At 66.1% G+C, this 26,462-nt stretch carries 26 protein-coding genes, 5 tRNA genes and 1 pseudogene; 12 read left to right on the top strand and 20 right to left on the bottom strand.

The window, feature by feature from the left end; translation table 11 throughout:
• Window positions 1-18 precede the first annotated feature (18 nt).
• Window positions 19-846 carry a hypothetical protein gene (locus WAX14_RS13315; RefSeq protein WP_422628532.1) on the top strand — a complete coding sequence of 276 codons (828 nt, stop codon included), beginning with the start codon at window positions 19-21 and terminating at the stop codon, window positions 844-846.
• Window positions 847-905: 59 nt separating this feature from the next.
• Here WAX14_RS13315 and WAX14_RS13310 read toward each other — a convergent pair whose 3' ends face one another.
• Window positions 906-1,580 carry a TetR family transcriptional regulator gene (locus WAX14_RS13310; protein ID WP_422628531.1) on the bottom strand — a complete coding sequence of 225 codons (675 nt, stop codon included), beginning with the start codon at window positions 1,578-1,580 and terminating at the stop codon, window positions 906-908.
• A gap of 186 nt (window positions 1,581-1,766) precedes the next feature.
• Here WAX14_RS13310 and WAX14_RS13305 point away from each other — a divergent pair, with 186 nt between their 5' ends.
• Complete coding sequence (locus tag WAX14_RS13305; protein WP_422628530.1) at window positions 1,767-2,615, top strand: LLM class F420-dependent oxidoreductase; 849 nt, start codon at window positions 1,767-1,769, stop codon at window positions 2,613-2,615.
• A 26-nt stretch (window positions 2,616-2,641) separates the two neighbouring features.
• The gene (locus WAX14_RS13300) at window positions 2,642-4,108 is read left to right on the top strand and encodes an FAD-dependent oxidoreductase (protein ID WP_422628529.1); all 1,467 of its coding nucleotides are present in this window, start codon (window positions 2,642-2,644) and stop codon (window positions 4,106-4,108) included.
• Window positions 4,109-4,189: 81 nt separating this feature from the next.
• Here WAX14_RS13300 and WAX14_RS13295 read toward each other — a convergent pair whose 3' ends face one another.
• From WAX14_RS13295 to WAX14_RS13255, 9 genes are read right to left on the bottom strand one after another with little or no spacing between them, the layout of a single operon-like run.
• Window positions 4,190-5,803 (bottom strand): acyl-CoA synthetase, encoded by a 1,614-nt coding sequence (locus WAX14_RS13295; RefSeq protein WP_422628528.1) that lies wholly within the window; start codon window positions 5,801-5,803, stop codon window positions 4,190-4,192.
• Between the two features lie 23 nt (window positions 5,804-5,826).
• The gene (locus tag WAX14_RS13290) at window positions 5,827-7,092 is read right to left on the bottom strand and encodes a hypothetical protein (protein WP_422628527.1); all 1,266 of its coding nucleotides are present in this window, start codon (window positions 7,090-7,092) and stop codon (window positions 5,827-5,829) included.
• Complete coding sequence (locus WAX14_RS13285; RefSeq protein WP_422628526.1) at window positions 7,086-7,637, bottom strand: nuclear transport factor 2 family protein; 552 nt, start codon at window positions 7,635-7,637, stop codon at window positions 7,086-7,088. Before WAX14_RS13285 ends, WAX14_RS13290 begins: the two co-directional genes overlap by 7 nt.
• A gap of 14 nt (window positions 7,638-7,651) precedes the next feature.
• Window positions 7,652-7,846, bottom strand: coding sequence for a ferredoxin (locus WAX14_RS13280; protein ID WP_422628525.1), 195 nt, complete (start codon window positions 7,844-7,846; stop codon window positions 7,652-7,654).
• 8 nt (window positions 7,847-7,854) lie between these two features.
• Window positions 7,855-9,216 carry a cytochrome P450 gene (locus WAX14_RS13275; RefSeq protein WP_422628524.1) on the bottom strand — a complete coding sequence of 454 codons (1,362 nt, stop codon included), beginning with the start codon at window positions 9,214-9,216 and terminating at the stop codon, window positions 7,855-7,857.
• Window positions 9,213-10,013, bottom strand: a complete 801-nt coding sequence (locus WAX14_RS13270) for an SDR family oxidoreductase (RefSeq protein ID WP_422628523.1) — start codon at window positions 10,011-10,013, stop codon at window positions 9,213-9,215. Before WAX14_RS13270 ends, WAX14_RS13275 begins: the two co-directional genes overlap by 4 nt.
• The gene (locus tag WAX14_RS13265; RefSeq protein ID WP_422628522.1) at window positions 10,006-11,232 is read right to left on the bottom strand and encodes a cytochrome P450; all 1,227 of its coding nucleotides are present in this window, start codon (window positions 11,230-11,232) and stop codon (window positions 10,006-10,008) included. Before WAX14_RS13265 ends, WAX14_RS13270 begins: the two co-directional genes overlap by 8 nt.
• Window positions 11,233-11,234: 2 nt before the next feature.
• Entirely contained in the window at window positions 11,235-11,819 is a 585-nt protein-coding gene (locus WAX14_RS13260; RefSeq protein WP_422628521.1) for a TetR/AcrR family transcriptional regulator, read from the bottom strand.
• Between the two features lie 52 nt (window positions 11,820-11,871).
• Window positions 11,872-13,098 carry a cytochrome P450 gene (locus WAX14_RS13255; RefSeq protein ID WP_422628520.1) on the bottom strand — a complete coding sequence of 409 codons (1,227 nt, stop codon included), beginning with the start codon at window positions 13,096-13,098 and terminating at the stop codon, window positions 11,872-11,874.
• A 97-nt stretch (window positions 13,099-13,195) separates the two neighbouring features.
• Here WAX14_RS13255 and WAX14_RS13250 point away from each other — a divergent pair.
• Window positions 13,196-13,783: pseudogene (locus WAX14_RS13250) on the top strand (TetR/AcrR family transcriptional regulator); the annotation flags it as partial.
• A gap of 94 nt (window positions 13,784-13,877) precedes the next feature.
• On the opposite strand, the gene WAX14_RS13245 reads toward WAX14_RS13250, so the two are convergent.
• Window positions 13,878-14,864: an esterase/lipase family protein gene (locus tag WAX14_RS13245; RefSeq protein ID WP_422628519.1), complete on the bottom strand. Its 987-nt coding sequence runs from the start codon at window positions 14,862-14,864 to the stop codon at window positions 13,878-13,880.
• Window positions 14,865-15,202: 338 nt separating this feature from the next.
• Here WAX14_RS13245 and WAX14_RS13240 point away from each other — a divergent pair, with 338 nt between their 5' ends.
• The 5 genes from WAX14_RS13240 to WAX14_RS13220 all read left to right on the top strand — a co-directional run bounded on the left by WAX14_RS13240 (window position 15,203) and on the right by WAX14_RS13220 (window position 19,494).
• Window positions 15,203-16,687, top strand: coding sequence for an aldehyde dehydrogenase (locus WAX14_RS13240; protein WP_422628518.1), 1,485 nt, complete (start codon window positions 15,203-15,205; stop codon window positions 16,685-16,687).
• A 15-nt stretch (window positions 16,688-16,702) separates the two neighbouring features.
• Window positions 16,703-17,452, top strand: coding sequence for an SDR family oxidoreductase (locus tag WAX14_RS13235; RefSeq protein WP_422628517.1), 750 nt, complete (start codon window positions 16,703-16,705; stop codon window positions 17,450-17,452).
• Window positions 17,449-18,348, top strand: a complete 900-nt coding sequence (locus tag WAX14_RS13230) for an NAD(P)-dependent oxidoreductase (RefSeq protein ID WP_422628516.1) — start codon at window positions 17,449-17,451, stop codon at window positions 18,346-18,348. The genes WAX14_RS13235 and WAX14_RS13230 overlap by 4 nt, the downstream gene beginning before the upstream one ends.
• A complete protein-coding gene (locus WAX14_RS13225) occupies window positions 18,345-18,713 on the top strand; it encodes a carboxymuconolactone decarboxylase family protein (protein ID WP_422628515.1) in 369 nt (122 codons plus the stop codon). The genes WAX14_RS13230 and WAX14_RS13225 overlap by 4 nt, the downstream gene beginning before the upstream one ends.
• A gap of 118 nt (window positions 18,714-18,831) precedes the next feature.
• Window positions 18,832-19,494: a class I SAM-dependent methyltransferase gene (locus tag WAX14_RS13220; RefSeq protein ID WP_422628514.1), complete on the top strand. Its 663-nt coding sequence runs from the start codon at window positions 18,832-18,834 to the stop codon at window positions 19,492-19,494.
• Window positions 19,495-19,595: 101 nt separating this feature from the next.
• Here WAX14_RS13220 and WAX14_RS13215 read toward each other — a convergent pair whose 3' ends face one another.
• The 8 genes from WAX14_RS13215 to WAX14_RS13180 all read right to left on the bottom strand — a co-directional run bounded on the left by WAX14_RS13215 (window position 19,596) and on the right by WAX14_RS13180 (window position 24,029).
• On the bottom strand, window positions 19,596-20,645 hold the full coding sequence (locus WAX14_RS13215) for a prenyltransferase (protein ID WP_422628513.1): 1,050 nt from the start codon (window positions 20,643-20,645) through the stop codon (window positions 19,596-19,598).
• 25 nt (window positions 20,646-20,670) lie between these two features.
• Entirely contained in the window at window positions 20,671-21,402 is a 732-nt protein-coding gene (locus WAX14_RS13210; RefSeq protein ID WP_422628512.1) for a class I SAM-dependent methyltransferase, read from the bottom strand.
• The gene (locus WAX14_RS13205; protein ID WP_422628511.1) at window positions 21,402-22,640 is read right to left on the bottom strand and encodes a glycosyltransferase family 4 protein; all 1,239 of its coding nucleotides are present in this window, start codon (window positions 22,638-22,640) and stop codon (window positions 21,402-21,404) included. The genes WAX14_RS13210 and WAX14_RS13205 overlap by 1 nt, the downstream gene beginning before the upstream one ends.
• A gap of 172 nt (window positions 22,641-22,812) precedes the next feature.
• Window positions 22,813-22,886, bottom strand: a tRNA-Asp gene (locus WAX14_RS13200).
• A gap of 71 nt (window positions 22,887-22,957) precedes the next feature.
• Window positions 22,958-23,034, bottom strand: a tRNA-Phe gene (locus WAX14_RS13195).
• A 39-nt stretch (window positions 23,035-23,073) separates the two neighbouring features.
• A tRNA-Asp gene (locus WAX14_RS13190) sits at window positions 23,074-23,147 on the bottom strand.
• Between the two features lie 48 nt (window positions 23,148-23,195).
• Window positions 23,196-23,268: transfer RNA gene (locus WAX14_RS13185), tRNA-Glu, on the bottom strand.
• 110 nt (window positions 23,269-23,378) lie between these two features.
• Entirely contained in the window at window positions 23,379-24,029 is a 651-nt protein-coding gene (locus WAX14_RS13180) for a TetR family transcriptional regulator (protein WP_422628510.1), read from the bottom strand.
• Between the two features lie 249 nt (window positions 24,030-24,278).
• On the opposite strand from WAX14_RS13180, the gene WAX14_RS13175 reads away from it, so the two are divergent.
• Window positions 24,279-24,351: transfer RNA gene (locus WAX14_RS13175), tRNA-Lys, on the top strand.
• A 112-nt stretch (window positions 24,352-24,463) separates the two neighbouring features.
• Here WAX14_RS13175 and WAX14_RS13170 read toward each other — a convergent pair.
• Complete coding sequence (locus WAX14_RS13170) at window positions 24,464-25,093, bottom strand: hypothetical protein (protein WP_422628509.1); 630 nt, start codon at window positions 25,091-25,093, stop codon at window positions 24,464-24,466.
• A 173-nt stretch (window positions 25,094-25,266) separates the two neighbouring features.
• Between WAX14_RS13170 and WAX14_RS13165 the strand changes: the two genes are divergently transcribed.
• Window positions 25,267-25,722, top strand: coding sequence for a hypothetical protein (locus WAX14_RS13165; protein ID WP_422628508.1), 456 nt, complete (start codon window positions 25,267-25,269; stop codon window positions 25,720-25,722).
• Window positions 25,723-25,827: 105 nt separating this feature from the next.
• Entirely contained in the window at window positions 25,828-26,433 is a 606-nt protein-coding gene (locus WAX14_RS13160; RefSeq protein ID WP_422628507.1) for a DUF937 domain-containing protein, read from the top strand.
• The last annotated feature ends 29 nt before the right edge of the window (window positions 26,434-26,462 follow it).

Raw genomic sequence — 26,462 nt, 5'->3', positions numbered from 1 at the left:
GACTTTCAGGAGCAGCTCATGACATGCAGGACCACTCGCCGACGGATGCGCCTGGTGACCACGGTCGCAACCGTCGCCGCGGCTGCCGCGCTCGCGCTGCCGGCCGTCGCGACCGCCGAACCCGATGCTCCCGCCGGCCCGACGACCCCGAGCGCGGCGCTCGACGCACTGCGCGGCGCCTCCGGTGTCGACCCGGTCGCGGTCGCCGCTGCGGAGGCGATCGCCGGTGCGCACGGCGGCGTAACTCCGGTCGCGGATGCGAATCCGGTTACCGCATATCAGGATGCGGTCGAATTTCTGCGCACACTCGGCATCGAACCGTTCCTGTACCCGACCGGTGCGCCATTCTGTGACGACGCGAGCGGCCTGCCACTCGGCATCGCGCCTGCCGTTGCGGGAGCGGTACCCGGCCCGTGGCCGGACCTGGCACCGCTCCCGATGCTGAACAATGCGAGGATCAACGCGGTCGATGCAGGTCAGACCCTATTTGCTTTCGTTCCGGCCACACTCGAACACGACGGCGAGAACACGACCGGGATGCAGGTCGCATGGTTCAATGTCAACACGTTCCAGGGCGGTTTCGTCCCGATGGGCACGATCGGTGAGGCGGCGTCGGCGGCCGTGCCGGACACGGTGCCGGAACAGTTCAGATCGCTTGCCGCCGGGGCCATCACTCAGTTCTTCGCTAGCGCCGTCCCGCTCGGCGGCGCCCGCGTCGCACCGGTCGACACCGGTTCCGGCACGGTGCTGGCGGCCGTGTTCGGCACGGTGACCAATGGTGAGACGGCGTGCTTCTTCCTGCCGACCGTCGGGATCGTCGACGTTCCCGGTCCCGTCACGGAGTGACCAGTTCGACCCCGTCACGGAGTGACCAGTTCGACCCGGACGCGTACCCCGCGGCCGGGTCAGCGGTCGTGCGAGAGCCGATCGATCCGGGAGAACACCAGGCCGACAGCGGTGTCCATGTGCGCGATCACGTCCTCCGCGGTTGCCCGACCTGCGGCCCAGCTCACCAGATTCGACATCCATACGTCGGTGATGATGCGTACGGCATTGAGCAGTTCCTCGGTGATCGTCTCGACCCCGGCCGCTCGCGCATACATACCCGTGATCACCTGCCCGAGCCGATCCAATTCGGCGGCGGACGAGGCGTCGGCGAACATCGCCGCACGGACCAATGCGTCGTACAACTGGTGTTCGCGTTCGAGTTGCGCGAACGCGCCGTGCAGCACCCACATGACCCGCTCCCGGGGTGACGATCCGGTGGCGTACTCGACGTCGAATTGGGCATCGAACTGTTCGAACATCTGCAGCATTGCCACAACGAGCAGTTGATTCTTCGACGGGAAGTAGCGGTAGACGGTGCCAAGTGCGACTCCGGATCGCTCCGCGACGGCGCGCATCTGCACGGCGTCGTATCCGCCTTCCGCGGCCAGTTCCTTCGCCGAGGCGATGATGCGGTCGTACCGCGCACGCTGCGCGGGGCGAAGGCCTGCTCGCGGCCGATCCGCGCCCGCGGTCGAATTCCCGGTAGTCGAATCCCCGGTAGTGGAATCCCCTGTGGTCGGCTCTTCTGCCATCACCGTCACCTTCCGCGTGAGCTGCCGGACCAGCGTACTCGAGACGCGGCCGCCCCCATCTGCACCGGGAGGATACGCGCACGACGAAGCCGGACACGAAATCAGACACCTGTCCATAAAGTCCTTCCCCCAGCGGATAGAACGCGTTACATTTCTTGACAGTCACCGGAAGAGAGAGGGAACACCGTGCGCCACGGCATCACCCTGTTCACCAGCGATCGCGGCATCCGCCCCGAGGTCGCCGCGAAAGCCGCCGAAGCCAACGGCTTCGACACCTTTTACGTACCCGAGCACACCCACATTCCGATCAACCGCGAATCGGCACACCCCGGAACCGGCACCGCATCGCTGCCCGACGACCGTTACATGCGCACCCTCGACCCGTGGGTGACGCTCGGCCTCGCCGCCGCTGTCACCTCCACCATCCGGCTCGGCACCTCGGTGGCGCTGCCACTCGAGCACGACCCCATCACCCTCGCCAAGACAATCGCGACGCTCGACCACCTCTCCGGTGGCCGCGTCGTTCTCGGAGCCGGGTTCGGCTGGAACGCCGAAGAACTCGCCGATCACGGGGTGGACCCCAAGAAGCGCCGCACCGCCCTGCGCGAATACCTCGAGGCGATGACCGCACTGTGGACCCAGGAGGAAGCCGAGTACCACGGCAAATTCGTCGATTTCGGCCCCAGTTGGGCATGGCCGAAGCCCGTCCAGCAGCCCGGCCCCCCGATCCTCCTCGGCGCGGGCCCCACCGACCGCAACTTCGAGTGGATCGTCAGGTCCGCCGGTGGGTGGATCACCACCCCCCGCGACCGCAACATCGACGAGCACGTGCTGCGCCTCCAGAAGATGTGGACCGAGGCCGGGCGCGAAGGCGCGCCCGAGGTTCTCGCGCTGGCCGGCCGACCCGACCTCGACGAGCTGCGCCTATGGCGCGAGTCCGGTGTCACCGAAGTGGTGTTCGGATTACCGGACCGCTCCGAAGACGAGGTCACAGCGTACATCGAACGCCTCGCCACCACCATCTCCGGATACTGAAACCCGTACGACCAGAACGGATTACCATGACATCAACCCCCCTTCACCCCCTACACGCCGACGATATTCCGGCCTGGGATCTCGAAGCCGACGTCGTCGTCGCCGGGAACGGCATCGCCGGCGTATCCGCATCCATCGAGGCCGCACGTGCCGGAGCCGACGTCCTGGTCCTCGAACGCACCGGCGGTTGGGGTGGAGCGGCGTCCCTGTCCGGCGGCATCCTGTACCTCGGTGGCGGCACGCCGTTGCAGAAAGCGCTCGGGTTCGAGGACACCCCCGAGAACATGAAGGCCTTCATGGCGGCGGCGCTCGGTCCCGGCACCGACGATGCGAAACTCACCGAATACTGCGAAGGCAGCGTCGACCACTACCATTGGCTGGTCGACAATGGTGTCGTGTTCAAGGAAAGCTTCTGGGGCGAACCGGGTTGGGAAATCCCCGGCGACGACGGCCTCATGTACTCCGGCGGCGAGAATGCGGCACCGTTCAATACTCTCGCCACCCCGGTGCCCCGCGGACATGTACCGCAGATGAGCAACAAGCGCACCGGCGAGCAGGGCGGTGGCTACATGATCATGAAGCCGTTGAGTGAAACCGCCGAAAAACTCGGGGTCCGAGCCGAATACGACATTCGCGTGCAGCGTCTCGTCGTGGACGGAACCGGTCGGGTCGTCGGCATCTCCGCGAAGCGGTACGGAAAGGACCTGTATGTGCGGGCTCGCCGCGGCGTCGTACTGGCGACGGGCAGCTTCGCGTACAACAAGGAGATGGTCGAGTCGTACGCGCCGAAGCTGATCGGCAGGCCCGGCGCCGCGGTCGAGGAACACGACGGCCGCGCGATCCGGATGGCGCAGGCCCTCGGCGCCGACCTCGCGCACATGGATGCCACCGAGGTCGCCTTCTTCGGTGACCCACAGCTGATGGCCCGCGGCATCCTCGTCAACGCCCGTGGGCAGAGGTACGTCCCGGAGGACACCTACCCGGGCCGCATCGGGCAACTCACCCTCTTCGAGAACAACAATCAGGCGTTTCTGATCATCGACGAGGCCTCGTACGAGGAGGGTTGCAGCACAAAGAGTTCCACACCGTTCTTCCGGTTCCGTCCGAAGTGGGTGGCCGAGACGGTCGAGGAACTCGAATCGGAGATGGAGCTGCCCGCCGGCACCCTGCAGGCCACCGTCGAGGTGTACAACCGGCACGCCGAGAACGGCGAAGATCCGGTGCTGGGCAAGAAGAGCGAGTGGGTCAAGCCGATCGGAACTCCGATCGCGGCGCTGGACCTGCGTAACTTCACCGCCGGCTTCACTCTCGGCGGCCTCCGCACGAGCGTGAATTCGGAGGTGCTGCACGTCTCCGGCGATCCGATCCCCGGCCTGTTCGCGGCCGGTCGCTGCACGTCGGGTGTGTGCGCCGGCGGCTATGCGAGCGGCACCTCGCTCGGTGACGGCAGCTTCTTCGGCCGCCGCGCCGGCATATCCGCCGCCAGGGGCTGACACTCCCGCACTCCCCGGTGATGGGAACCTTCACCCGGTCAGACCGAATGATGGTTCCCATCACCGAATGGCGGGGGTATTTCAGATGGTGTAGTGCGCTATGGTCTTCGATGCAAATTCGTGCGCCCAACGGTAGTCCGGTTTCCCACTTGGGGTGCGCTCGATTGTGTCCGACAACCAGATCGAGCGGGGAATCTTGTATCCGGCGAGTGCGCCGCGGGTGTGCTGTTCGAGATCTCCGACGTTCAGCCTGCCCGCCTCGCGCGGACGAATCACCGCGGCGACCCGCTGCCCCCATCGCTCGTCCGGCACTCCGATCACGATCGCGTCGAACACCTCCGGGTGCGCCTTGACGACCGCCTCCACCTCCTCGGCGAACACCTTCTCGCCGCCGGTGTTGACAACCATGTTTCCGCGCCCGAGCAACGTGATCGTGCCGTCGTCCTCGACTCGGGCACGGTCGCCGGTCACCACGACCCGCTCACCGTCGACCGTCCGGAAGATCTCGGCGGACCGGACCGGATCGTTGTAGTAGCCGAACGGGACATGTCCCTTTTTCGCGAGCCAGCCCTCACCGGCGGTGACCGGACGATCCTCGTCGTCGAGCACGAAAGTTCCTCGGCCCGCGCCGATTCGCGGACCGCCCTTCTGCACCAGCCCTTGGGACGCAAGACCGATACCGCTGAACCCGGTTTCCGACGAACCGACCGAATCAGAGACGAGCACACCGGGAATCGCGTCGAAGACCGCGTCCTTCACCGACTGGGAGAACAGCGCAGCACCGGACGCGACGACGGCCAACCCCGACGGGTCGTAGCTACCGGAGATCAGCGCGTCGACGAGGGGACGCCCCATCGCATCGCCCGTGATGACGATGATCTGAGGCCGGTGCCGCTGCACGATCTGCCACGTCCCGTGCGGATCGAAATGGGCGTCGAGAATCACGGTGTTGCCCGAGAACAGCGCATTGCACGTGGGCATCAACGCCGAGGTGTGGATCAGCGGCGGCAGCAGCAGCCAGCGCATCGGCTCCGCGGCGGCGGCACCGATCCGGGATTGGTGATACTCGTCCGGGGCCGGTTCGCCGCTGTAGAAGTCGGTGCCGCCGGCCAGGACCCGCCAGATGTCCTCCTGCCGCCACACCACGCCCTTCGGGCGCCCGGTGGTGCCGCCGGTGTACAGGATGTACTTGTCGTCGCCGGAGCGTTCCCCGAAGTCCCGTTCGGCCGAGCCCGTGGCGAGTGCGTCGTCGTATCGCACCGACGTCCCCTCGGTAGCGGCGGTCTCCTGTTCACCCGGTTCGTCGACGACGAGGCTGTACCGCAGCTTCGACACCGACGGCAGCACCTGCCCGACGACCGGCGCATACGACCGGTGGTAGACGAGGGCCTCGAGATCGGCATTGTCGTACAGGTACGCGAGTTCGTCCGAGGTATACCGGTAGTTGACGGTGATCGGCACCGCGCGCATCTTGAACGCCGCGAAGATCGTCTCGATCGTCTCGATCGCATTGTGCATGTGGATGCCGATGTGGCTACCCTCGCCGAGTCCGGCATCGACGAGGTGATGGGCGAGCCGGTTCGCTCGGTCGTCCAGTTCTCGATAGGTGACCTGCCGATCGCCGACGATCAGCGCCACCCGATCCGGCACGGCATCGACGGCGTGTTCGAACAGGTCGGCAAAGTTGTGCGCCACGCAAGGATCCTTTCGACGTGCGCTCACACCACGGTGAGCGGCAAGGGAATTCCTCGATCTGCAAAGGTGAAACCGGAGCCTGAACTGAACCTGGTGATCGCGACCTCGCCGCATTCCTTCGCGGGTACCGGCGCCGCGAACACCTCGACGACCAACGCGTCGGCATCTTCCGCAACGACCCGCACGGTGAAGTGCGGATCGACCCCTCGCACCAGTGCGTTCAGTGCCTCGAGGTGTTCACCGTCGACGAGCACCGGCCACGAACCGTCCAGGTGTGCTCCGCCGCTGCGCCGGATACGCACCTCGAGTCGTTCACCGTCGAACCGGATGTCGCGGTCGACGTATTGCCGCGGCGCGAACAACGGATGCACAGACAACACCGTCGCCAGCCCGGCGAGATCGACCGGCAGGTCCAGCGCGTTCCGGATCCGTTCCGACGTCAACCCCGCGATACCGGTGAGTTGTTTGCGGGTGATCGCCAGCGCGCTGTCCTCGTCGGTGCGTTTGCGCACGCCGGCCAGGAATCCGAGCGTGAGCATGTGCTGCTGCAGGCACACTTCCTCGGCGATCCGCACGAGCGCCGACCGCGAGAAGTCCGCGAACCGCACGTCCGACAGCAACGGACCCGAATAGTCGGCGTTGCCTTCGTCGTCGAGGTCGATGGGGCTCAACTCGACGCCGACCGCGACGGTGCGCCCGATCGCCTCGGTGTGAGGTTCGACGGTCGGCGGCACGTGCGCCGGATCGATGACCACACTCCACGCACAGTGCGGATGACGATCCTCGGGCCTGCGTGGTGGCCGATGGATGGGCCGCACCTGCGCGTGAACATTGGTCGCCAGCGCCGTCGCGTCGAACGTCGGATCCTCGATGTCGTGGCACATCGATCTCACGTACTCGTCACCGAGCGGTTCGACGTCCATGAGCGCACCGCAATGATCGAGCCAGAACTCGCCGTGGTGCGGATCGTCGACGCGGTACCGGAAGTCCATGAACTGCGGCGGCGCGCCGATGTCGAGTTGCAGACCTTTGAAGATCGTGACGACGTCGTCGCCCTCGTATCCCAGGGCACGCTGCATCCGCTGGGTGTACCAGGGGCTCGACGCCTGCCACTCCTCGATCGCGACTTCGGCCATGCCAGCACGGCCGAACGCCGAGATCAGGTGTGCCATCCCGGAACGGTCGATCAGCTGACCGCACAGCAGCAGTTCCGGAACGAGCACCGCCAGGTCGCGGCGTGAGAGTGCCGCGAACGACGAGTGCGCGCGCTGATCCCGCGTGCTCACCACAGCGGGACCGGCGCCTTCCCCGCCGGATACCAGCCCGGCAGCCGCTCCCCGGACATCGACCGTTCGATGCGCTTGTTCATTCCGTCGGACAATGCTCCGGCGGTGATCATTTCGAGGAACAGGTGCGAGACGTTCCCGAAGTCGAAGAAGTCGCGTTGCCAGGACCACTGGAAGTCGCCGCCGTACCGGAACCAGCTTCCGCCGATGCCGTGGACCTCGTAATACGCACCGTCCGTGCGGGTTTCGTCGGCGACCTGCTTCCACAGCCCGATCACGTCGCCGGTCCGGTCGTCGACGACGAACTGCTGGTAGGGGTATTCCCAACCGTCGAGGCCGAACATTTCCTGGCCGAGTGCCAGCTCCCGGATCTCCTCGCGGCCGACTGCCATGAAGTCCTGCTTCGGACCGTAGTTCCAGCCGTAGGTGGCATCCTCGGTGTACATCTCGGCCAATGGTTTCCAGTCACCGTCTGCCTCGGCTCGCTTGTTTGCCTCGATCCAGCGCTGGATCATCTCGTCCAGCTCGGCACGGTCGAACGGGGCCATGATCTCTCCTGTTGTCAGTCCTCGATGATGCCGAGGGCACGGGTGGGGCAGTACTTGACGGCCGCTTCGACGTCGTCGCGCAGCCGGTCCGGAACGGTGTCCATGAGGACCTCCACCGTTCCGTGTTTCGCGACCGTGAAGACGTCGGGCGCTTCCATCGAACACATGGCATGTCCCTGGCAGAGGTCGTGGTCCGCTTCGATCTTCACGGTTTCCGTCAACTCCTCACACGGCGGCGGTACCGCACGGCGCACGGCTGCGCGAGCTGGACCACCATCTTGGAATGATCGTTATGATACGAGTCGGCGGGCTGCGCCATCTCGAATTCGAAGTCCCGCAGCAAGATCGAGAAAATCGCTTTGAGCTGCATGAGCGCGAATGCCGCCCCGACGCAGCGGTGGCGTCCGGCACCGAACGGAATCCACGTCCAGCGGTTGACGATGTCCTCCTGATTCGGGTCGATGTACCGGCCCGGATCGAAGGAGTCGGGGTTCGGGAAATCTTCGGGGATACGGTTGGAGATCGCCGGGGTCGCACCGACGAGGTCGCCGGCCGCGATGCGGTGGCCACCGACCTCGTAGTCGCCGCGGGCAACCCGCAACAGCAGGATCAGCGGCGGATGCAGCCGCAGCGTCTCCTTGAGCACAGCCTCGAGGTTCGGGATCTGGCGCAGTGCATGGAAACTCACGTCTTCACCGTCGGCGTAGAGCGTGTCGAGTTCGGCGGTGACCTTGTCCAGGTACTGCGGGTTGCGCAACAGTTCGATGAGCGCCCACGCGGCCGTGCCGGACGTCGTGTGGTGTCCGGCGAACATCATCGAGATGAAGATGCCGGTGACCTCGTCCGCACTGAACCGCTCGGTTCCGTCCTCGTTCTTGATCGAGACGAGCACATCGAGCAGGTCACGATCCTCCTTGCCCTCCGGCGGATTCGCGATCCGGCCGGTCATGATCTCCCGAACCAGATCGACCAGGCCCGTGCGTGCTTCGTCGCGACGCCGGAAGCTCTCGATCGGAGCGTAAGGGTCGACGAATGCCAATGCATCCGTGCCCTTTTCGAGATCGTGATAGAGGCGGGCAAAGCGGTCGTCGAGTTCGTCGCGGAATTTCTTGCCGATCAGGCAGGACGAGGACGTGTAGATGGTCAACTCGGCGAAGAATTCGAGCAGGTCGATCTCGCCCTCGTCGCCCCAACCGGCGATCATGGCCTGCACTTCGCGGTCGATGGTGGCCGCGTGCCCCCTCATCTGTTCACCCCGCAGCGCCGTGTTGTGCAGCATCTCCTTGCGGCGTTCCGGGCTGGCATCGAACACGACACCCTCACCGAATACGGGCTTCATGAACGGGTAGGCGGCCTGCTGATCGAGTTCCTCGTCGGCGGCGCGGAAGAAGAACTCGTTGGCCTCGGCACCGGAGAGCAGTACAACCTTCTTGTCGGCGAGTTGGAAGACACCGACGTCCCCGCACTCCTGGCGGACCCGCTTCATCAGGGCGATGGGGTCGGTGCGCAATTCTTCGAGGTGTCCGTGCTCGTGTTCGCCTCCGGACACGCGGAGCGGTGCCGCCGCGGTGGTTGTCATGACTGGACCTTCCGGTCGTCGTTCTTCCTCAGGGGAGCTTCCGGTTGAACCTCGACGAGCACGATGTGGGCGCCGCGGGGCGCCGACACCACCGACACCGCGGCCGCGGCGATGTCGGAAGCCCGCAACAGGTAGGGGTGACGGGCGAGACCCCAGTGGATCCAGTCTTCGAGCAACGGCCCGACGACCTCCTCCGGCTGATCCGTCCCGGCCGCGGTCCGGGTCGGCCCCGGCCGGACCGTCGAGGCGCGAACTCCGGTGCCCTCGAGTTCCATTCGCATCTGTCGCACGAGAGCTTCGAGGCCGGTCTTGGCGCCGACGTATGCGCCCGCGCGGGGCCTGGCCTCGACGGCGCAGTCCGAGCCGATGACCACGAAATCTCCGCGGGTGCGGTCGATCATCCCCGGCACCACCCGGTGTGCGAGACGTTGGGTGCCACCGAGGTGTACGTCGACCTGGAATTCGAAACGGTCCGGGTCCATTTCGTGGACCTGGGCGAAGTCCATGTCACCGGCGCCGGAGATCACGATCTCGGTGGGACCGTGCGCGGCCTCGGCCGCGGTGACGAAGGCGTCGACGGATTCGGTCGACGACACGTCCAGGAAGTGGGCGACGGCCTGCCCGCCTTCGGCGCGGATCTTCTCGGCGATGGCCTCGCACTCGTCGACTCGGCGAGCACCCAGCGCGACGGGGTGCCCCGATTCGGCCAGTGCGTACGCGGTGGCGGTGCCGATTCCGGACGAGGCGCCACTGACGATCGCAGGCCGGCGCGTGGGGTGGGGTTCGAATCTAGGCATGACGGCGGGTCACTTTCAGGGGCAGTGCGGCGAAGCCCCGGACGTTGGTGGAATGGACTCGTTCGGAGCGATCGAAGTCGACGTCGTAGTCGGCGACGCGGCGGGCAAACTGCTCGAGTACAATATCGGCTTCGAGACGGGCAAGATGCGCGCCGAGGCAGAAGTGCACTCCCCCACCGAAGCTCGCGATCTTGTTGCTGCTGTCGCGACCGATCCGGTAGGCGTCGGCATCGTCGAAAACCTCGGAGTCACGATTGGCCGATCCGATGAGCAGTAGCACTTTGTCGCCTTCGACGATGGTGCGCCCGTGCAGGTCGATGTCGACGGCGGCGGTGCGCGCGACGATCTGACTCGAGGTGTCGTAGCGCAACGTTTCTTCGGTCCACTCGGGCGCACGTTCGGGGTTCCGGAGGACACGTGCCGCCTCGTCCTTGTCGACCGCACCCCAGTGCAGGGCATTGCCGAGCAGTTTGGTCGTCGTCTCGTTCCCGGCGACCACCATCAGAAACATGAACCCGATGATCTCGTCGTCGGTGAGCCGGTCGCCGTCGATCTCCGCGTCGAGTAGCGCTGAAGTGAGGTCCGCGGTGCGGTGGGCACGACGTTCGGTAAGCATGTCCGCGTAGTAGCCGACAAGGTTGAGAGAGGCCTCCATTGCGGCGACCGGAACGTCGAGCACCCCGTCCTCACGGTGCACGACGAGGTCTGCCATGCGCCGGATTTCGGCACGGTCCTGCTGCGGAACACCCATGAGTTCGGAAATCACATCCATCGGAAGCTTACCGGCAACCTCGGATATCCAGTCGAATTCCCCTGTCTCCACAGCGGGTTCGAGATATCCGATCGTGAGCTCCAGAATGCGATCCTGCATCTCCGCGACACGGCGGGGTGTGAAGCCCTTCGACACGAGTTGACGCATCCGCATGTGCCGCGGGTCGTCCATCGCGAGGAAGGACATCACCTTGTGTGCATGCGGTCCGTAGGCGGCCGGATCGAGCGACACCCCGTTGGCACTGGACAGCCTCGTGTTGTCCCGAAATCCGGTGATGACGTCGGCGTGACGTGACAACGCCCAGAACCCGAGTTCGTCGTTGCGGTAGAGCGGAGCCTCCTCGCGCAGCCGACGGTAGGTCGGATAGGGGTCGTCGTGGAAGGCGTAGTCGTAGGGATCGAACAGCAACGGCCCGAACAGTGACGTATCGAGCGAGGCCTGTGTCATGGCTACTCCAAAAGTAGTCTGGCGGAGGTTTCCAACCGGTCGGCGAGTTTCGCGTAGGTGCCGTATCCCATGCCGGCGCGGACGAGCGCTCCCGCGTACAGCAGTTCGATGGCTTCGAGGGTGTCCGGGTCGCCGTCCGCACCCAGGGCCACGGACAGGCGTTCGCGGATGTCGAGTCCGATGCGGCCCCGCAAGTGTTCGACGTCGGGGTCACGGCCGAGCAGTGCGCTGGTCACGGCACCGGCGAGTTCAGGTTCGTCGTCCATGAGCATCGCGATGCTGCGCAACACGGCCGACACCCGGTCTGCGGTGCTGCCCGCGATATCCGTCGGGTCGGGTGCCGCCGCGAGCCTGCGCCAGAACACCTCGGCAACGAGATGTTCCTTGGATGAGAAGTACGTGTAGGCGGTGGCCGGTGCGACCCCCGCCCGCGACGCCACCGTGCGGACGGTCAGTCCCGCGAATCCCTCTTCCCGGAGCACCTCGACTGCAGCGCGGGTGAGGCGGTCCACGGTGTCCGCCTGCTTTTCGGTGAGGCGCCGGCGGGTGGATTCGAGATTCGCATTTCTGGACACGTGTCTGGACATTACTACGGTTGTCGCGCTCCAGCAATGCCCGATCCCCCGCACAGCAACGACATCAGCCCTGGTACGGGTAGATACGGACCGGCATCGCCTTGACACCGTTGACAAAGTTCGAGCGCAGCCGTCGCGCCGACCCCGCGGGTTCGACGCGGTCGAGACGCCGCGCGAGCGTTTCGAACATCACCCTCAACTCGAGCCTCGCCAGATGCGCGCCGAGACAGAAGTGCACACCCGTGCCGCCGAATGCGACGTGTGGGTTGTGTTCGCGCCCGATATCGAAGCGGTGCGGGTCGTCGAAGACGTCGCCGTCGCGGTTCGCCGCCGGGTAGTACAGGACCACCTTGTCGCCGCGGTCGACGGCGTGCTCCCCGATCGCCGCCGGACACGTGGGGGTACGACGGAAGCCGATCACCGGGCTCACCCAGCGCAGGATCTCCTCGACCGCGCTCGGGACGAGCTCGGGATCGTTCTGCAGGCGGCGCCACTGCTCGGGATGATCCATGAAGGCCTGCATACCGCCGGTGATCGCATTGCGCGTCGTCTCGTTGCCCGCGACGACGAGCAGCACGAAGAACATGCAGAATTCCATCTCGGTGAGCGTGTCGCCGTTCTCGTCCGGGCAGACGAGCGTGGACACGATGTCGTCGCGCGGCTCCACCCGGCGCTGGGCGGCGATCGCGTTGGCATACAGAAAGATCTCGGCGGCCGCGACCTCGCCGTCCTCCCGTGTGCTGCCGTACTCGGGGTCGTCCCAGCCGATCATCCGATTCGACCAGTCGTACAGCTTGCCCACATCTTCGGTTGGGGCACCGAGCAGTTCGGCGATCACCTCGAGCGGCAGCGGCGCCGACACGGTCCGCACGAAGTCCACGACCGCACCGTCGCTGCCTGCCTCGACGAGGGTGTCGACGGTGCGCTCACAGATGTCACGAATGTGCTCCTCGAGTTGCCCTACGACGCGGGGAGTGAAGCCGCGGCTGACGAGGCGCCGAAGCCGGGTGTGCTCCGGTGCATCGAGATTGATGAGCATGGCCGCCTGCTTGAGCCTGGCCTCCTCGTCGAACTCGTCGATCTGCGTGGTGCCGAGCGCAGACGAGAAGGTGCCGCTGTCGCGTGAGACCGCCATGACATCGGCGTGCCGGGTCAAGGCCCAATAGCCGGGGCCGTCGTCCTCGGGCTGCCAGTACACGGGGCATCGCTGCCGGATGTCGTCGAACACATCGTGTGGCATTGCATTCGTGTAGACGTCGGGGTTCTTGAGATCGGTCTGGGACGCCGTCATCGGGGGCACCTCGGTGTCGTGGAATCGAGAAACGAATACCTCTCGTCAATAAACTACTCATATTCGTTTAAAATGGAAGGCCCGTAAGATCACGTACATGGCACGCGACGACGAACGCCCCGTCCGGCGCCGGACGCTCACGCGCGACAAGGTGATCGCCGCCGCGCTCACACTCGTCGACGAGCACGGGTGGGAGCAGTTGACGATGAGTACACTCGCGACCCGCGTCGGTGTCGTCGGCGCGTCGCTGTACAACCACGTACGCGGCCTCGACGACGTCCGCTCCGAGATCCAGATCCGGACCATGGCCGATCTCGGCGCCCGACTGCGTGAAGAAGCGATGGGCCGCAGTGGAACCGACGGTCTGCGGCACCTCATTGCGATCTACCGCTCGTGGACCGTCGCGAACCACCGGCGCTACCAGGCCCTCACCGCCGCCCCGATCGACCGGGACGCACTCATCTCCTCGGCACTCGATGCGAACGGCGCACTGCGCGCAATGCTCATCTCGTGTGGTGTCCCCGAGGAGGATTCGCTCGACACCACGGTCGCGCTCTTCGCCGCGGTACACGGATTCGCGATGATCGAGGGGAGCGGATTCCTCGGCGACGAGATGGACCTCGACCGCATCTTCTATCTCGTCGTGCGGGGAGCCCTCGCGTCGATCCACCCGACTCACTCCCCCGACTCGGCTGATGCGCCGCACGATTCGGAATCCGCTCACGCTGCAACAGAGGCGGATTCCGAATCAGCGCGCCGATCCGGCGAGATCGGTCCCGTCAGCGCACGTACGGCAGATACGGTGCAACCGGGAAGCACGGCACCGGCTGCGCGGCAGCGGGATCGAGCGCGTTGAGAACGTACCGCCACGCCCTCTCGCTGTACATGGTGGCAATGTGCTCGGACATGTCCGCTTCGCACCCGTCCTGCAGCAGCCAGTTCGTCGCGTTGTCGCCCTCGTAGTACTGGAAGGTGTACGGCGTGACGACCTGGTCGTACTTGGTGATGATGCTGTAGTAGTCCACCCCGGCCGGGAGAGCACTCGTGTAGACGTGCGGCGGCGTCGCGTCGGACCCGTAGACCTGCTGATTGACAGGGCTGTCGTACACCTGCTGGATCAGCGCCGGAAGCGCCGCGTCCAGACCGTTGTACACGGCGGGACCGAGAATCGGGATCAGGCTGCGCCAGAACACGAACGTGTTCAATGTCGTACCGGTCGACGGCGAGATTCCGACCTTCGCGTGCACGCGCTCGGCACCCCCGAGGAACTTCAGGTAGTAGTCCGAGACAATCCCGATACCCTGCGAGTGCCCCACCAGATCGACTTCCTCGGACCCGGTCGCGGCCACGACCTGCTCGACGAAGCTTGCGAGTGTGCGCGCGGACGTCGGAATATCGCCGAGCGCCTGGACTGGGGCCTGCTCGATGGCGGTCACGTTGCCGTAGTTGAAGGTGAACACGCAATATCCGTGGTTCTTCAGGAACGGTGCTCCGGCGTAGAAGGCAATGCCCTGCGTCGTAGCTGTGGGATTGACCAGAACGACCGGACGAGGATGTTCCCGCGAAGGGGTGCAGTTCCAGTCGTTCGCGCCCGGTGGCGGCACACTGGCGTCGAGAGCGCGCGGCACGGCATAACCGAGGTCCCACACCACCGGCAACTCGGTCGTTGCGGGTTCCGCTCCGGCAGCGCCACTACCGAGCACGGAAGCGGCAGCGACCGCTATCGACAAGGCCAGTGCCCGCTTCTTCCACCGTGATTCGAACATGCCTGATCCCCTCGGTCTCGAACTTCCCCATCCACATGCGACACCGAACCACTCCGGCGAACGGAGATTCGCGCGGGCGTGCGTCACCTGTCGCCGTGCCGGCGCGGCGGCAGCCGCACCCGTGAACACGAAACCCCGATACCGTGTTCGCCGTCACACCCTATCCGGAACCGCGCAAGATCGTGAACTGCCCCACAATGTTGCGCGCGCAAACCTCGATATTGCACCGGGCACGTGCCCGAACTATAGTCCAGACACATGTCCAGTTGATGATGCTCGTCACATGCTCCAGGTCGACCGACCTCTGCCACCGAATCGCCAGAACGGGAGCACCACGCATGCCACTGTGTCCGACCAACAGCCCGACCGACAGCTCGTCCCTGCTGATCGACGGCAAACTCGTCCCCGGATCCGGGGGCACCTTCGACATCCTCGACCCCGCCACCGAGGAGACCCTCGGCTACGCCGCCGACGGTACCGCCGCCGATATGGACGCGGCCGTCGCCGCCGCCCGACGGGCATTCGACACCACCGACTGGTCCCGCGACCACACCTTCCGCGCCCATTGCCTACGGCAACTGCGCGATGCCCTGCGCGGTCACCTCGAGGAACTGCGCGCGATCACCATCGCCGAGGTCGGCGCACCGCGTTTCCTCACCACCGCCGCGCACCTCGAAGGTCCCATCGACGACCTGCTGTGGTTCGCCGACCTCGCCGAAAGATACGAATGGCGGCAGGATCTCGGCAACGCCTCGCCCATGGGCATCGCGACACACCGCTACCTGCTCAAGGAAGCGATCGGGGTCGTCGGGGCGATCACCCCGTGGAACTTCCCGCACCAGATCAACTTCGCCAAGATCGGTCCCGCGCTCGCCGCAGGCAACACCGTGGTCCTCAAGCCCGCCCCCGACACCCCTTGGTGCGCCGCACTGGTCGGCAAGGTGATCGCCGAGGAAACCGACATCCCGCCCGGCGTGGTGAACATCGTGACCTCGAGCGACCATGCCGTCGGCGCACAACTCGCCACCGACCCGCGCGTCGACCTCGTCTCCTTCACCGGCTCGACCGCAACCGGCAAAGCCGTGATGCGCGCGGCAGCCGAATCGCTCAAGAAGGTGTTCCTCGAACTCGGCGGCAAGTCCGCGTTCGTGGTCCTCGACGACGCCGACCTGAAGGGCGCCTGCTCGATGGCCGCGTTCACCGTGTGCACGCACGCCGGACAGGGTTGCGCGATCACCACCCGGCTCGTCGTTCCCCGCGCACGCTACGACGAGGCAGTCGAACTCACCGCCAAGACCCTGCGCGGCATCCGCCCGGGAAACCCGAACGATCCCGGAACAATCTGTGGGCCACTGATTTCCGCTCGCCAACGCGAACGAGTCGAGGGCTACCTGAAGCTCGCGGTCGAAGAAGGCGGCACGATCGTCGTCGGTGGCGGCCGACCCGCCGAACACGACACGGGATTCTTTGTCGAACCCACCCTGATCGCGGGTCTGGACAACAGCGCGCGGGTCGCCCAGGAGGAGATCTTCGGACCGGTCCTGGTGATCCTGCCGCACGACGGCGACGACGACGCCATCCGCATCGCCAACGACTCCCCGTACGGGCTGTCCGGGTCGGTGTGGGGCACCGACCCGGATCGAATCGCCCACGTCGTCGCCGGCATCCGCACCGGCACCCTAGGTGTCAACGGCGGCATCTGGTACGCCGCCGACGCCCCGTTCGGCGGCTACAAGCAATCCGGAATCGGCCGAGAAATGGGCGTGGCCGGATTCGAAGAATATCTGGAGACCAAACTCGTCGCGGAACCCGCGGCGCGGTAGGAAAGGTTCACGAACATGGGACGTTTCACCGATCGAACCGCCATCGTCACCGGCGGCGCGCAGGGCATCGGCGAAGCCTATGCCCGCGCGCTCGCCGCCGAGGGAGCGAACGTGGTGGTCGCCGACCTCAACGCCGAAGCCGGCGAGAAGGTCGCCAAGCAGATCGTCGCGGACGGCGGCGGTGCCGTCTTCGTCGCGGTCGATGTCGCGGACCCGGACTCGGCCACCGAACTCGCCGCCAAGACGGTCGAGACGTTCGGCGGCATCGACCACGTGGTCAACAATGCCGCGATTTACGGCGGCATGAAACTCGACCTGCTGCTCACCGTTCCGTGGGACTACTACAAGAAGTTCATGAGCGTAAACCTCGACGGCGCACTCAACGTCACCCGCGCCGTATGGCCGCACATGCGGAAGAAGGGCGGCTCGATCGTCAACCAGTCGTCGACCGCGGCATGGCTGTACTCGGGCTTCTACGGTCTCGCGAAGGTCGGCGTCAACGGCCTGACCCAGCAACTCGCGGTCGAACTCGGCGGCAACAACATCCGCATCAACGCCATCGCCCCCGGCCCGATCGACACCGAGGCCACCCGCACCGTCACCCCCGGCAACATGGTCGCCGACATGGTGAGCAAACTCCCACTCAAGCGCATGGGCACACCCGAGGATCTGGTGGGGATGTGCCTGTTCCTGCTGTCCGACGAGGCCGGTTGGGTCACCGGTCAGATCTTCAACGTCGACGGCGGCCAGGTGATCCGGTCGTGACCGCCCCGTCCGAGGTGTCCGTCGGCTACATCGGACTCGGCAATATGGGCGCGCCGATGGCCAGGAGGCTGCTCGACTGGCCGGGCGGGCTGACCGTGCTCGACACCCGACCCGAGGCAGTCGAACCGTTCACCGCGGCCGGCGCGACGTCCGCGGACAGTGCCGCGGAACTCGCCGCCGCGTGCGACGTCATCTCGGTGACCGTACTCGACGACGCACAGGTACGCGACGTCGTCGCCGGGCCGAACGGACTGCTGGCCACCGCACGTCCCGGCACCGTCATCGCGGTGCACTCCACGATCTCCGACAGCACGGCCGTCGAACTGGCCGCCGTGTGCGCCGAGCGCGGCGTCGACCTGATCGACGCCCCCGTCTCCGGCGGTGCGGCCGGTGCCGCGAAGGGCACGCTGGCAGTGATGGTCGGCGCAGACGAGGCGGCGTTCGCGAAGGTCCGCGAACCGTTCGGCACGTGGGCGGGCCTTGTCGTCCATGCCGGACCGGTCGGTGCGGGAACCCGAATGAAGCTGGCCCGCAACCTGTTGCATTTCATCTCGTTCACCGCGGCGGCGGAAGCCCAGCGGCTCGCCGAAGCCTCCGGACTGGACATCACCGCGCTCGGCAAGGTGGTCCGCCACACCGATGCGATCACCGGCGGCGCGGGCGCGATCATGTTGCGCGACAACACCGCAGCGCTGGCACCCGAGGACCCGTGGTTCCCGATCCTCGCGCACGCACGTTCGCTCGGTGAGAAGGACCTGTCGCTGGCCCTCGATCTGGCCGAGCGACTGGGCGTCGACCTGCCGCTCGGCACACAGGCGATCGCCGATCTCGGAAACGGCCTCGGGGTCGGCCCTGGCGAACTGGCGCAACATTATTCGATGAAGGAGGACGCGTGACCGACGAACGACGGCAGCGGGGCCTGGACATGATGTCGACGGTCTACGGCTGGGAATTTCAGGACGGACCGGGTGAACACTTCGCGGTCACAGCCGACCACCTCTTCGCGGAGATCTGGACCCGGCCGGGATTGAGCATCCGGGACCGTCGACTGCTGCTGCTCGGCGCACTGACCGCGCAAGGCCTGACCGACGTCGCCGAGATCCAGATCGGTGCCGCGCTGCAGAACGAGGAACTCGACGAGGAGCAACTCCGGGAGATCGCGTTGTTCCTGTGCCATTACGTCGGCTGGCCGCTCGGCACCAAGCTCGATGCGGCCGTGGGTAAAGTACTGCACCAACGCAAGTCCGCAGCACGCTCGTGACACCTGCGCCCGCCGTTTCGGCGACGGCGAAGCGGTGGGCGGGACGGAAGTTCCGTGGCGTCGCCGTCGTCGGTAGTGTGAGCCACCGAACAGCAATCCAGCGAACGGAGACCGCGCGATGACCCGCACCACCCTGCCCCGCGAGATGGTCGAACTCGCCGAGGCGACACCGGGTTTCATGCCGGAAGACGAGGGCACGGCGCTGCACGACGCGGCGATCCGGTATCTCGGTACCGGAGTGGGCGTCGAGATCGGCACGTACTGCGGGCGCTCGACGGTCTACCTCGGCGCCGCCGCGAAAGCGACCGGCGGAACGATCGTCACCGTCGACCACCACCACGGCTCGGAAGAACACCAGCCCGGCTGGGAGTACCACGACGAGACGCTCGTCGACCCGCACACCGGTCTGCTCGACACCGCCGGACGTCTGCGCCACACCCTCGCCGACGCCGACCTCGAAGCTCAGGTGGTCGCGGTGCTCGGCGGATCGACTCAGGTCGCCGGATTCTGGCGCACACCGGCGTCGTTCGTGTTCATCGACGGCGGTCACAGCAGCGCGGCCGCGCGGGCCGACTACGAGGGTTGGGCGCGATGGGTGCGCCCCGGCGGCGCTCTGATCATCCACGACGTGTTCCCGGATCCCGCCGACGGCGGCCGCCCGCCTTACGAGATCTACTGCCGGGCACTCGACAGTGGCGAATTCACCGAGATGTCGGTGGCCGGATCACTGCGTGTCCTCGAACGGACCCGCGGCACGGTCGGGGCACTGCCCGGCGTGTAGTCCCGTGACCGCCTCACCGATGTAACGGACAGCCGCGCACGTCAGGCGGAAGTTGTCAACCAGCGCAGGACGTGCGCGGCTGCCACTTCCGTCATCCGCTGTCAGACGCGAACGCCGCAACTCTCACCGCAGCGGTCGGCACCCACGAAGTCGGCCGGTGCCGCCGCGTCGCGGAACAGCCCGCTGCCACCGGTGGTCCGGGACAACGCGTCGGCGGCGAGGACGACCGAAGCGCTCGTCCACGAACTCTTCTCCTCCGGCCAGCGCTTGCCGTCGCTGAACACCAGACCGGTCCAGTACGAGCCGTCGGGGTCGCGCAGGTGCTGCATGGCGGCGAACAGTTCCCGCGCGCGCGTCGCGCTGCCGAGCGCATCCAGAGTCAGCACCAGCTCACAAGTTTCGGCGCCCGTCACCCACGGCTTGTGATCGACGCACCGGATGCCGAGTCCGTCCACCACGAAGTCGTTCCAGCGCTCCCGGATACGTTCGTGCGCAGCCGTTCCGCGGACCGCGCCGCCGAGGATCGGGTAATACCAGTCCATCGAGTACTCGGGTTTGGGTGCGAACACCTCGGGGTGCCTGCGCAACGCGTGGCCGAGGCGGTAGAGCGCGAACTCCCATTCGGGCTGCGGATCGTCCACGACCTCCGCGAGCCGAATCGCACACCGCAGTCCGTGGTGCACGCTCGACGACCCGGTGAGGAGAGATTCGTCGATGGTTCCGGATTCTCCTCGAGCCCAGTAGATTTCACCACCGGGCGCCTGCATGGACAGCGCGTGGTCGAGCGCGGCCTTCACTGTTGGCCACATGTACCCGACGAACCCGCGGTCGCCGGTGACGAGGTGGTGATGCCATACCCCGACCGCGATGTACGCGGCGAAATTGCTGTCGGAGTCGGCATTCTCGATCGTGTCTCCACGGAACTGCATCGGCCACGAACCGTCCGCACGCTGGGTCCGCCGGGACCATTCGAACGCGGCCTCGGCCTCGACGCGCAATCCGGTCGCGGTCAGCGCCATCGCGGATTCGATGTGATCCCACGGGTCGGTATGGCCGCCGGGGAACCACGGGATCGCCCCCGACGACTCCTGCATTCCGGCGATGGCACGGCCGGTGCGGAGACATTCCTGCGCCGAGAGCACGCCCGGCACGGACGGAACGGCAGTGGCGTCCGTGTCAGCGCGCCGCAACGGGGACTACCGGCTTCTCGACGTAGAAGACCACGCTCTTTCCCATGACCGGGTCGAGGGCCGATTCGAGGGTGCGGGTCAGCCACGGCTTGTTCATCAGATCCCACACGAGCAGCTTGTGGTACGCCTTGGTCAGCACATTGTCGTCGTTGTCGACACCGACCGCGCACTTGAGCCACCAGTACGGTGCGTGCAGTGCGTGCGCATGGTCGCGGTCGCGGATCTTCAGGCCGGCCGCGGTGAGTGTGGCGGCGAGTTCGTCTGCCTTGTAGATGCGGATGTGTCCGCCCTCGACCTCGTGATAGGCATCGGACAGCGCCCAGCAGATCTTTTCGGGGAACCAGCGCGGTACCGTGATCGCCGCGACGCCACCCGGCTTGAGCACCCGGACGATCTCGTCGATCGCGCGCACGTCCTCCGGCACATGCTCGAGGACCTCGGAAATGAGCACGACGTCGAACGTCTCGTCGGCGTAAGGCAGTTCGAGTGCATCACCGACTTCCGCATGTGCCCGGGCCCCGGCAGGCGCCTCACCCTCGAGTTCCATCGCCGCGAACATCTCGGCGACCGCTTTCATGTCGTCCGCGCTCTGATCGAAGGCAGTGACGTCCGCTCCCCGCCGATACAGTTCGAAGGAATGACGACCGGCGCCCGCACCGATGTCGATGGCGCGGTCGCCGGGCTTGACCCCCAGACGGTCGAAATCGACTGTCAGCATCAGTTGTTCGCCTTTCCTGTCTGCGCTGCGATCGCGTCGCCGTAGACGCGGGCGGTCTGCGCGGCCACGGCCGCCCAGCTGAATCTGTCGAGCACCCGCTGCCGGGCTGCGACACCGAGCCGGGTACGTTCGTCCGGATCGTCGAACAGTGTCGCGAGCGCGGCCGCGAGCTGTTCACCGTCGCCGGGTGGAACCAGAACGCCGGCATCGCCCACGACCTCGGGGATCGCACCGGCTCGGCTCGCGACGAGCGGGGTTCCGCACGCCATCGCTTCCACCGCAGGCAGCGAGAACCCTTCGTAGAGCGACGGAACCGCCGCAATCTCGGCGGAACCGAGGAGTGCGGCGAGTTCGCTGTCGCCGATGCCCGACACCGCGCGCACGACGTCGCCGATGCCGAGTTCGTCGATGAGCCGTTCGGTGGCGCCGCCTTCGGCGAGTTTCGAAACGAGCACAAGTTCGACGGCCCGCTCGGTCCGCAACTTGGCGATGGCCCCGAGCAGCGTCGAGACGCCCTTGAGCGGCGCGTCCGCGCTCGCGACGCACACGATGCGCCCCGGCACCCGGCTCACGGCCGGCGGTGCGAACAGTTCGGTGTCGACGCCGAGCGGGATCGTGTGCAGACGTTCCGGGTCGATATCGAAGGCCGCTCGGATATCCCCCGCCGACGACTCGGACACAGTCAGCAGCGTCCGGATACGACGCGCCACCCGCGCCTGCATGCGTAGGAAGCCGTACCAGCGGCGCAGCGACAATCTGCGGCGCCAGGTGGTCGCCTGCGCGAGATCGAGTTCGCGGTCACGGGTGATGGGATGGTGGATCGTCGCGACGAGCGGAAGTCCGGCATCGGCAATACGGAGCAACCCGTATCCGAGGCACTGGTTGTCGTGCACGACGTCGAAGTCGTCTGTCCTCGCGCGGAGCAGCGTCGCCGCCCGCAGACTGAACGTGAGCGGCTCAGGAAAGCCTGCAGTCCACATCGTCGCGACCTCGAGGACATCGACGAGGTCGCGGAACTCCCCCGGTTTCGGGGTGCGGAACGGATCGTCGTCGCGATAGAGGTCGAGACTCGGAACCTTCGTGAGCGCGACACCGGGGTCGAGTTCCGGGTACGGCTGTCCCGAGAACACCTCGACATCGTGTCCGAGCGCGACCAGCTCGCGGCTCAGATGCCGAACGTAAACACCCTGGCCGCCGCAATGCGGCTTACTCCGATACGACAAGAGCGCAATTCGCACGGTCACCTCGTTCGTCGTGTCGCGGGCGGCGTACCCGGCCAGGATCGTCCCACTCTAGAACATGTTCCTGGTAGATCATTGCCGGTACCCGACCTGCGAGACATACCGGAAGCACCATATCCGGATACGACGAAGGTCCGGTATCGCATCGATACCGGACCTTCGCCTGAAGCGACCCTGACGGGACTCGAACCCGCGACCTCCGCCGTGACAGGGCGGCGCGCTAACCAACTGCGCTACAGGGCCATGCAGGATTCCTGCGGAACCCTCATAGCAGGACCCACCGCGAACGGTGGGTCCCCAATATTGAATTGTAGTGGTGGCCAGGGCCGGGATCGAACCGGCGACCTTCCGCTTTTCAGGCGGACGCTCGTACCAACTGAGCTACCTGGCCGGGACGGCACCCGAACCGAATGCCGATCGCAAATCTCTGCGACCCTGACGGGACTCGAACCCGCGACCTCCGCCGTGACAGGGCGGCGCGCTAACCAACTGCGCCACAGGTCCAGAACCGTGTTCACTTGTAGTGCACTCTTCGAGTATCGAACCGAAGAGTACCCCCTACGGGATTCGAACCCGCGCTACCGCCTTGAAAGGGCGGCGTCCTAGGCCGCTAGACGAAGGGGGCCCAGACCGGATTTCTCCGACCCGCACCCTCAACGGCGTTCGTGTTCCGTTGGGAGCTTGGATAGCTTAGGACACTGCTTTCATGATTCACAAATCGGCAGCTCACAACCGTTATCGAGACGGTGGCACAGCGTCCGGCCAGCCGCGCCTGCGCCACCGGTCGAGCCACTCCTGGGATGCCATCGCCTCGAGCGGAATCCCCACACACAATTCGAACCGTCCGCGCACGTCGAGGTCCTGGGATGTCAGGTCGATGATGTACCGCTGGCCGGCCAGTGCCGCACCGACGAACTCGATGAATGTACGAATGTCGATGCCCGGCCGGAACAGCCCGTCACGTTCCGCCTCCTCCGCGAGACGGTATCCGGCCGTCCCCCACACCGAACCACCACGCAATCGCGCCTCGGACTCGAACTCCGGCTCGATCACAAGCTTGAACTCGGCGCGGATGACGACGTCGCGATGGAGCGCGTCACCGAGATCGCAGATCATCCCGTGCAGTCGCTCGAACGGATCGAGCCCCGGAGCCTGCGACCACCTGCCGACGAGCGCCCGATACCTCACCAGCCCTTCCTCCAGCACGGCGCGAGCGAGCTCTTCCTTCGAATCGAAGTGGAAGTACATCGCGCCCTTGGTGGCATTCGAATGCTCGAGGATCGCATTGATGGACGCCGCCGCGTATCCACGCTTGGCGAATTCCGCTGCGGCGGACTCCACGATCGCCGCCCGCGTACGCCGGGCACGTTCCTGTTGAGGTGCCATATGAGGTGAAGCCTCCGAACCTAGCCGCCGCCCCTTCAAGTCACTGCCCCCTCGAGACAACTCTAGTCGTCCTCTCGGATGTCGATGCGCCCACGAGGCCTGCGCGCACCGGGGCGTGCCGGAACACACCGAGTGGTATGATTTTGCGCGGCTCGGGTGCGACGCAGGGGGTGAGCATCCGAGCCGCCGACATGGTTTCGGACTCCCGATTACCGGGTGCGCCACGGTGCGGTTACACTGTGCGCCCATGCCCCTATAGCTCAGTTGGTAGAGCTACGGACTTTTAATCCGCAGGTCGTAGGTTCGAGCCCTACTGGGGGCACTGTGCGTCACCAGGCGATTCGTCGCCTGGTGACGAGACGTGCAAACCGCCGCCGCACGTTGGAGGTCGCAGGTTCGAGCCCAACCGAGGGCAGCACGGCGGGTTCGTCGGGTCAGTCCGCCGCTTTCCCGTCCACGGCGTCGGTATTCCTCTTCCGTTCCCGTTCGTCCCATTCGGCGGCCACCGCTTTCTCGCTGCGCTGGAGTTCCAGTTCGCCGCGCGCCCGGCGTAGATCCGCGCCGCGCTTGCGGTGGCGCACACCGACGACGGTGACGATCACGAACAGCACCACGCCGAGAACCGCGCCGACGAGGGATGCGCCACGGAAACCCGGGCCGTCCACATCGAGGATGCGCTCGCCCGCATGGGCCGCGTTGCCTCCGCCGAGCACGATGCTCAGTGTCATCAGATTCGGCACGGCGACCACGAGCGCTCCCGCGGCGAGGACGATCTGCAGCCAGCGGCGGTGCCGCCAATTACGCACGCGCCACACCGACGACAACAACGCCAGCGGCACGAACGTGCACAAAAACCCGAATACCAGGCCCCACAGTGTTCCCCGTGCCATTCCACCGTCGGCGAGGCCCGCGATGCGCTGGGCCCACCAGCGGGGCACGAACGCCGCCAGCACGAAATAGAGAACAACCAGTGCGACGAGCCCCAGCACCACCCACGCGGTCTTCTTCACCCACGGTGGTGGCCCGGTCCGAATGGTTCCGGCGTCGTGTGTGCCGTCCGACATGTCGTGCCTTCCGTCCGCCTGTTTCGTACATATTCCACCGTACGGAGGGCGGCGCCGCAGCAACTCGACTCGCGATGTATCGCTTCAACCGGGAAACGAGTCCGAATTTGGATACCGTGTGGTTGCTCACGGAAGCAATCCGGTGATCAGATCCGATGCTCGGGGGGAGAGACATGCGGAGTTTCGTGGACCTGGGCTTGTTCCTGGCCGCAATCGCAGTGGGTATCGGTGCGTGCCTCCCGGTCGTCGGCGGTGTGCGACCGACCGAGATCCCTCTCGCTTCGCTGCGCGACGGATTCGACGGGAACGAACTGGGGATGCTCGGCAGTGCGGGTGTGCCGGTGCATCTGTCCCTCGCGGTCCCACTGGCTGTGGCGGCGATTCTGCTGCTGCTCGCCGCTCTGTTCGACTCGATCCCGATCGGTTGGGCGGGCGCGATTCTCGGTGCCACGGTCGTTGTCGTCCTGGCAGTCCGGATGCAGCAGTCGTTCGGTGACTACATCCGGGCCAACTACAGCACGGTGCTCACGAATCAGAACGGATTCGTCCTCCTGGTCAGCGGAACGGTGGTCGCGTTGATGTGCGGCCTGATCTCGGTGCGCAGATCACCCGCGGCGTTCGACGCGTGAGGATCTTCGATCGTCAGTTGCGCGACCGCCCCGGAGCGACTGGTTAGGCTTCGCGACAACGGGCAAACCGCACACTGGCGCGCCCCCTTCCCAGACAGGTTTCTCATGGCAACCCTCGACGACCTTCTCTCCCAGATTCCTGTCGCTCAGATCGCCGAGCGACTCGACGTGGATCAGCAGACCGCGGAGACGGCCGTGCGCGCCGCGCTGCCGACCCTCGTCGGTGGCCTCGATGCCAACGCTCAGGATCCGGCCGGCGCCGCCTCCTTGCTGTCGGCACTGAACAACCATTCCAGCGCGCTCGTCGACGGTGGGGTCAACCTCGCCGAAGTCGACACGGACGACGGCAACAAGATCGTCTCCAACGTTTTCGGGACGAACAAAGACCAGGTCATCAGCACCCTTGGCGGCGTCAACGGCGGCGGCGGCAACGACTTGGTTGCCCAACTCCTGCCGATCCTCGCGCCGATAGTGCTGTCGTTCGTCGTCAAGCAACTCACCGGCGGCGGCCAGGGTACGGCGACTGCGACGGCATCCGCCCCGACCCAGGGTGGCCTCGGTGATCTTCTCGGCGGTCTGCTCGGCGGCTCCGGCGGTGCGGGTGGTGCCGGTGGCGCGCTGGGCAACGTTCTCGGGAGCGTACTGGGCGGCAATGCCGGTGGTGGACTGGGAGGTTTGCTCGGCGGACTGCTCGGCGGCGGCAAGCGCTGATCACAGCTGCACTTCATTCGGGGCGGCGA

This window comes from Rhodococcus sp. (in: high G+C Gram-positive bacteria) (assembly GCF_049299235.1).
In the GTDB taxonomy this organism is placed as follows: Bacteria; Actinomycetota; Actinomycetes; order Mycobacteriales; family Mycobacteriaceae; genus Rhodococcus.
The sequence above is the reverse complement of the archived record's forward strand: the minus strand, read 5'-3'. Positions and strand labels throughout refer to the sequence as shown.

Excerpts from the sequence above, each read along its gene's own strand:
- WAX14_RS13235 (WP_422628517.1), top strand. The coding sequence starts at position 16,703 with ATGGGACGTTTCACCGATCGAACCGCCATCGTCACCGGCGGCGCGCAG.
- WAX14_RS13220 (WP_422628514.1), top strand. The coding sequence starts at position 18,832 with ATGACCCGCACCACCCTGCCCCGCGAGATGGTCGAACTCGCCGAGGCG.
- WAX14_RS13275 (WP_422628524.1), bottom strand. The coding sequence starts at position 9,216 with ATGACAACCACCGCGGCGGCACCGCTCCGCGTGTCCGGAGGCGAACAC.
- WAX14_RS13315 (WP_422628532.1), top strand. The coding sequence starts at position 19 with ATGACATGCAGGACCACTCGCCGACGGATGCGCCTGGTGACCACGGTC.
- WAX14_RS13240 (WP_422628518.1), top strand. The coding sequence starts at position 15,203 with ATGCCACTGTGTCCGACCAACAGCCCGACCGACAGCTCGTCCCTGCTG.
- WAX14_RS13285 (WP_422628526.1), bottom strand. The coding sequence starts at position 7,637 with ATGGCCCCGTTCGACCGTGCCGAGCTGGACGAGATGATCCAGCGCTGG.
- WAX14_RS13210 (WP_422628512.1), bottom strand. The coding sequence starts at position 21,402 with ATGCTGACAGTCGATTTCGACCGTCTGGGGGTCAAGCCCGGCGACCGC.
- WAX14_RS13270 (WP_422628523.1), bottom strand. The coding sequence starts at position 10,013 with ATGCCTAGATTCGAACCCCACCCCACGCGCCGGCCTGCGATCGTCAGT.
- WAX14_RS13165 (WP_422628508.1), top strand. The coding sequence starts at position 25,267 with ATGCGGAGTTTCGTGGACCTGGGCTTGTTCCTGGCCGCAATCGCAGTG.
- WAX14_RS13300 (WP_422628529.1), top strand. The coding sequence starts at position 2,642 with ATGACATCAACCCCCCTTCACCCCCTACACGCCGACGATATTCCGGCC.
- WAX14_RS13310 (WP_422628531.1), bottom strand. The coding sequence starts at position 1,580 with ATGGCAGAAGAGCCGACCACAGGGGATTCCACTACCGGGGATTCGACT.
- WAX14_RS13170 (WP_422628509.1), bottom strand. The coding sequence starts at position 25,093 with ATGTCGGACGGCACACACGACGCCGGAACCATTCGGACCGGGCCACCA.
- WAX14_RS13245 (WP_422628519.1), bottom strand. The coding sequence starts at position 14,864 with ATGTTCGAATCACGGTGGAAGAAGCGGGCACTGGCCTTGTCGATAGCG.
- WAX14_RS13180 (WP_422628510.1), bottom strand. The coding sequence starts at position 24,029 with ATGGCACCTCAACAGGAACGTGCCCGGCGTACGCGGGCGGCGATCGTG.
- WAX14_RS13160 (WP_422628507.1), top strand. The coding sequence starts at position 25,828 with ATGGCAACCCTCGACGACCTTCTCTCCCAGATTCCTGTCGCTCAGATC.
- WAX14_RS13265 (WP_422628522.1), bottom strand. The coding sequence starts at position 11,232 with ATGACACAGGCCTCGCTCGATACGTCACTGTTCGGGCCGTTGCTGTTC.
- WAX14_RS13255 (WP_422628520.1), bottom strand. The coding sequence starts at position 13,098 with ATGACGGCGTCCCAGACCGATCTCAAGAACCCCGACGTCTACACGAAT.
- WAX14_RS13260 (WP_422628521.1), bottom strand. The coding sequence starts at position 11,819 with ATGTCCAGACACGTGTCCAGAAATGCGAATCTCGAATCCACCCGCCGG.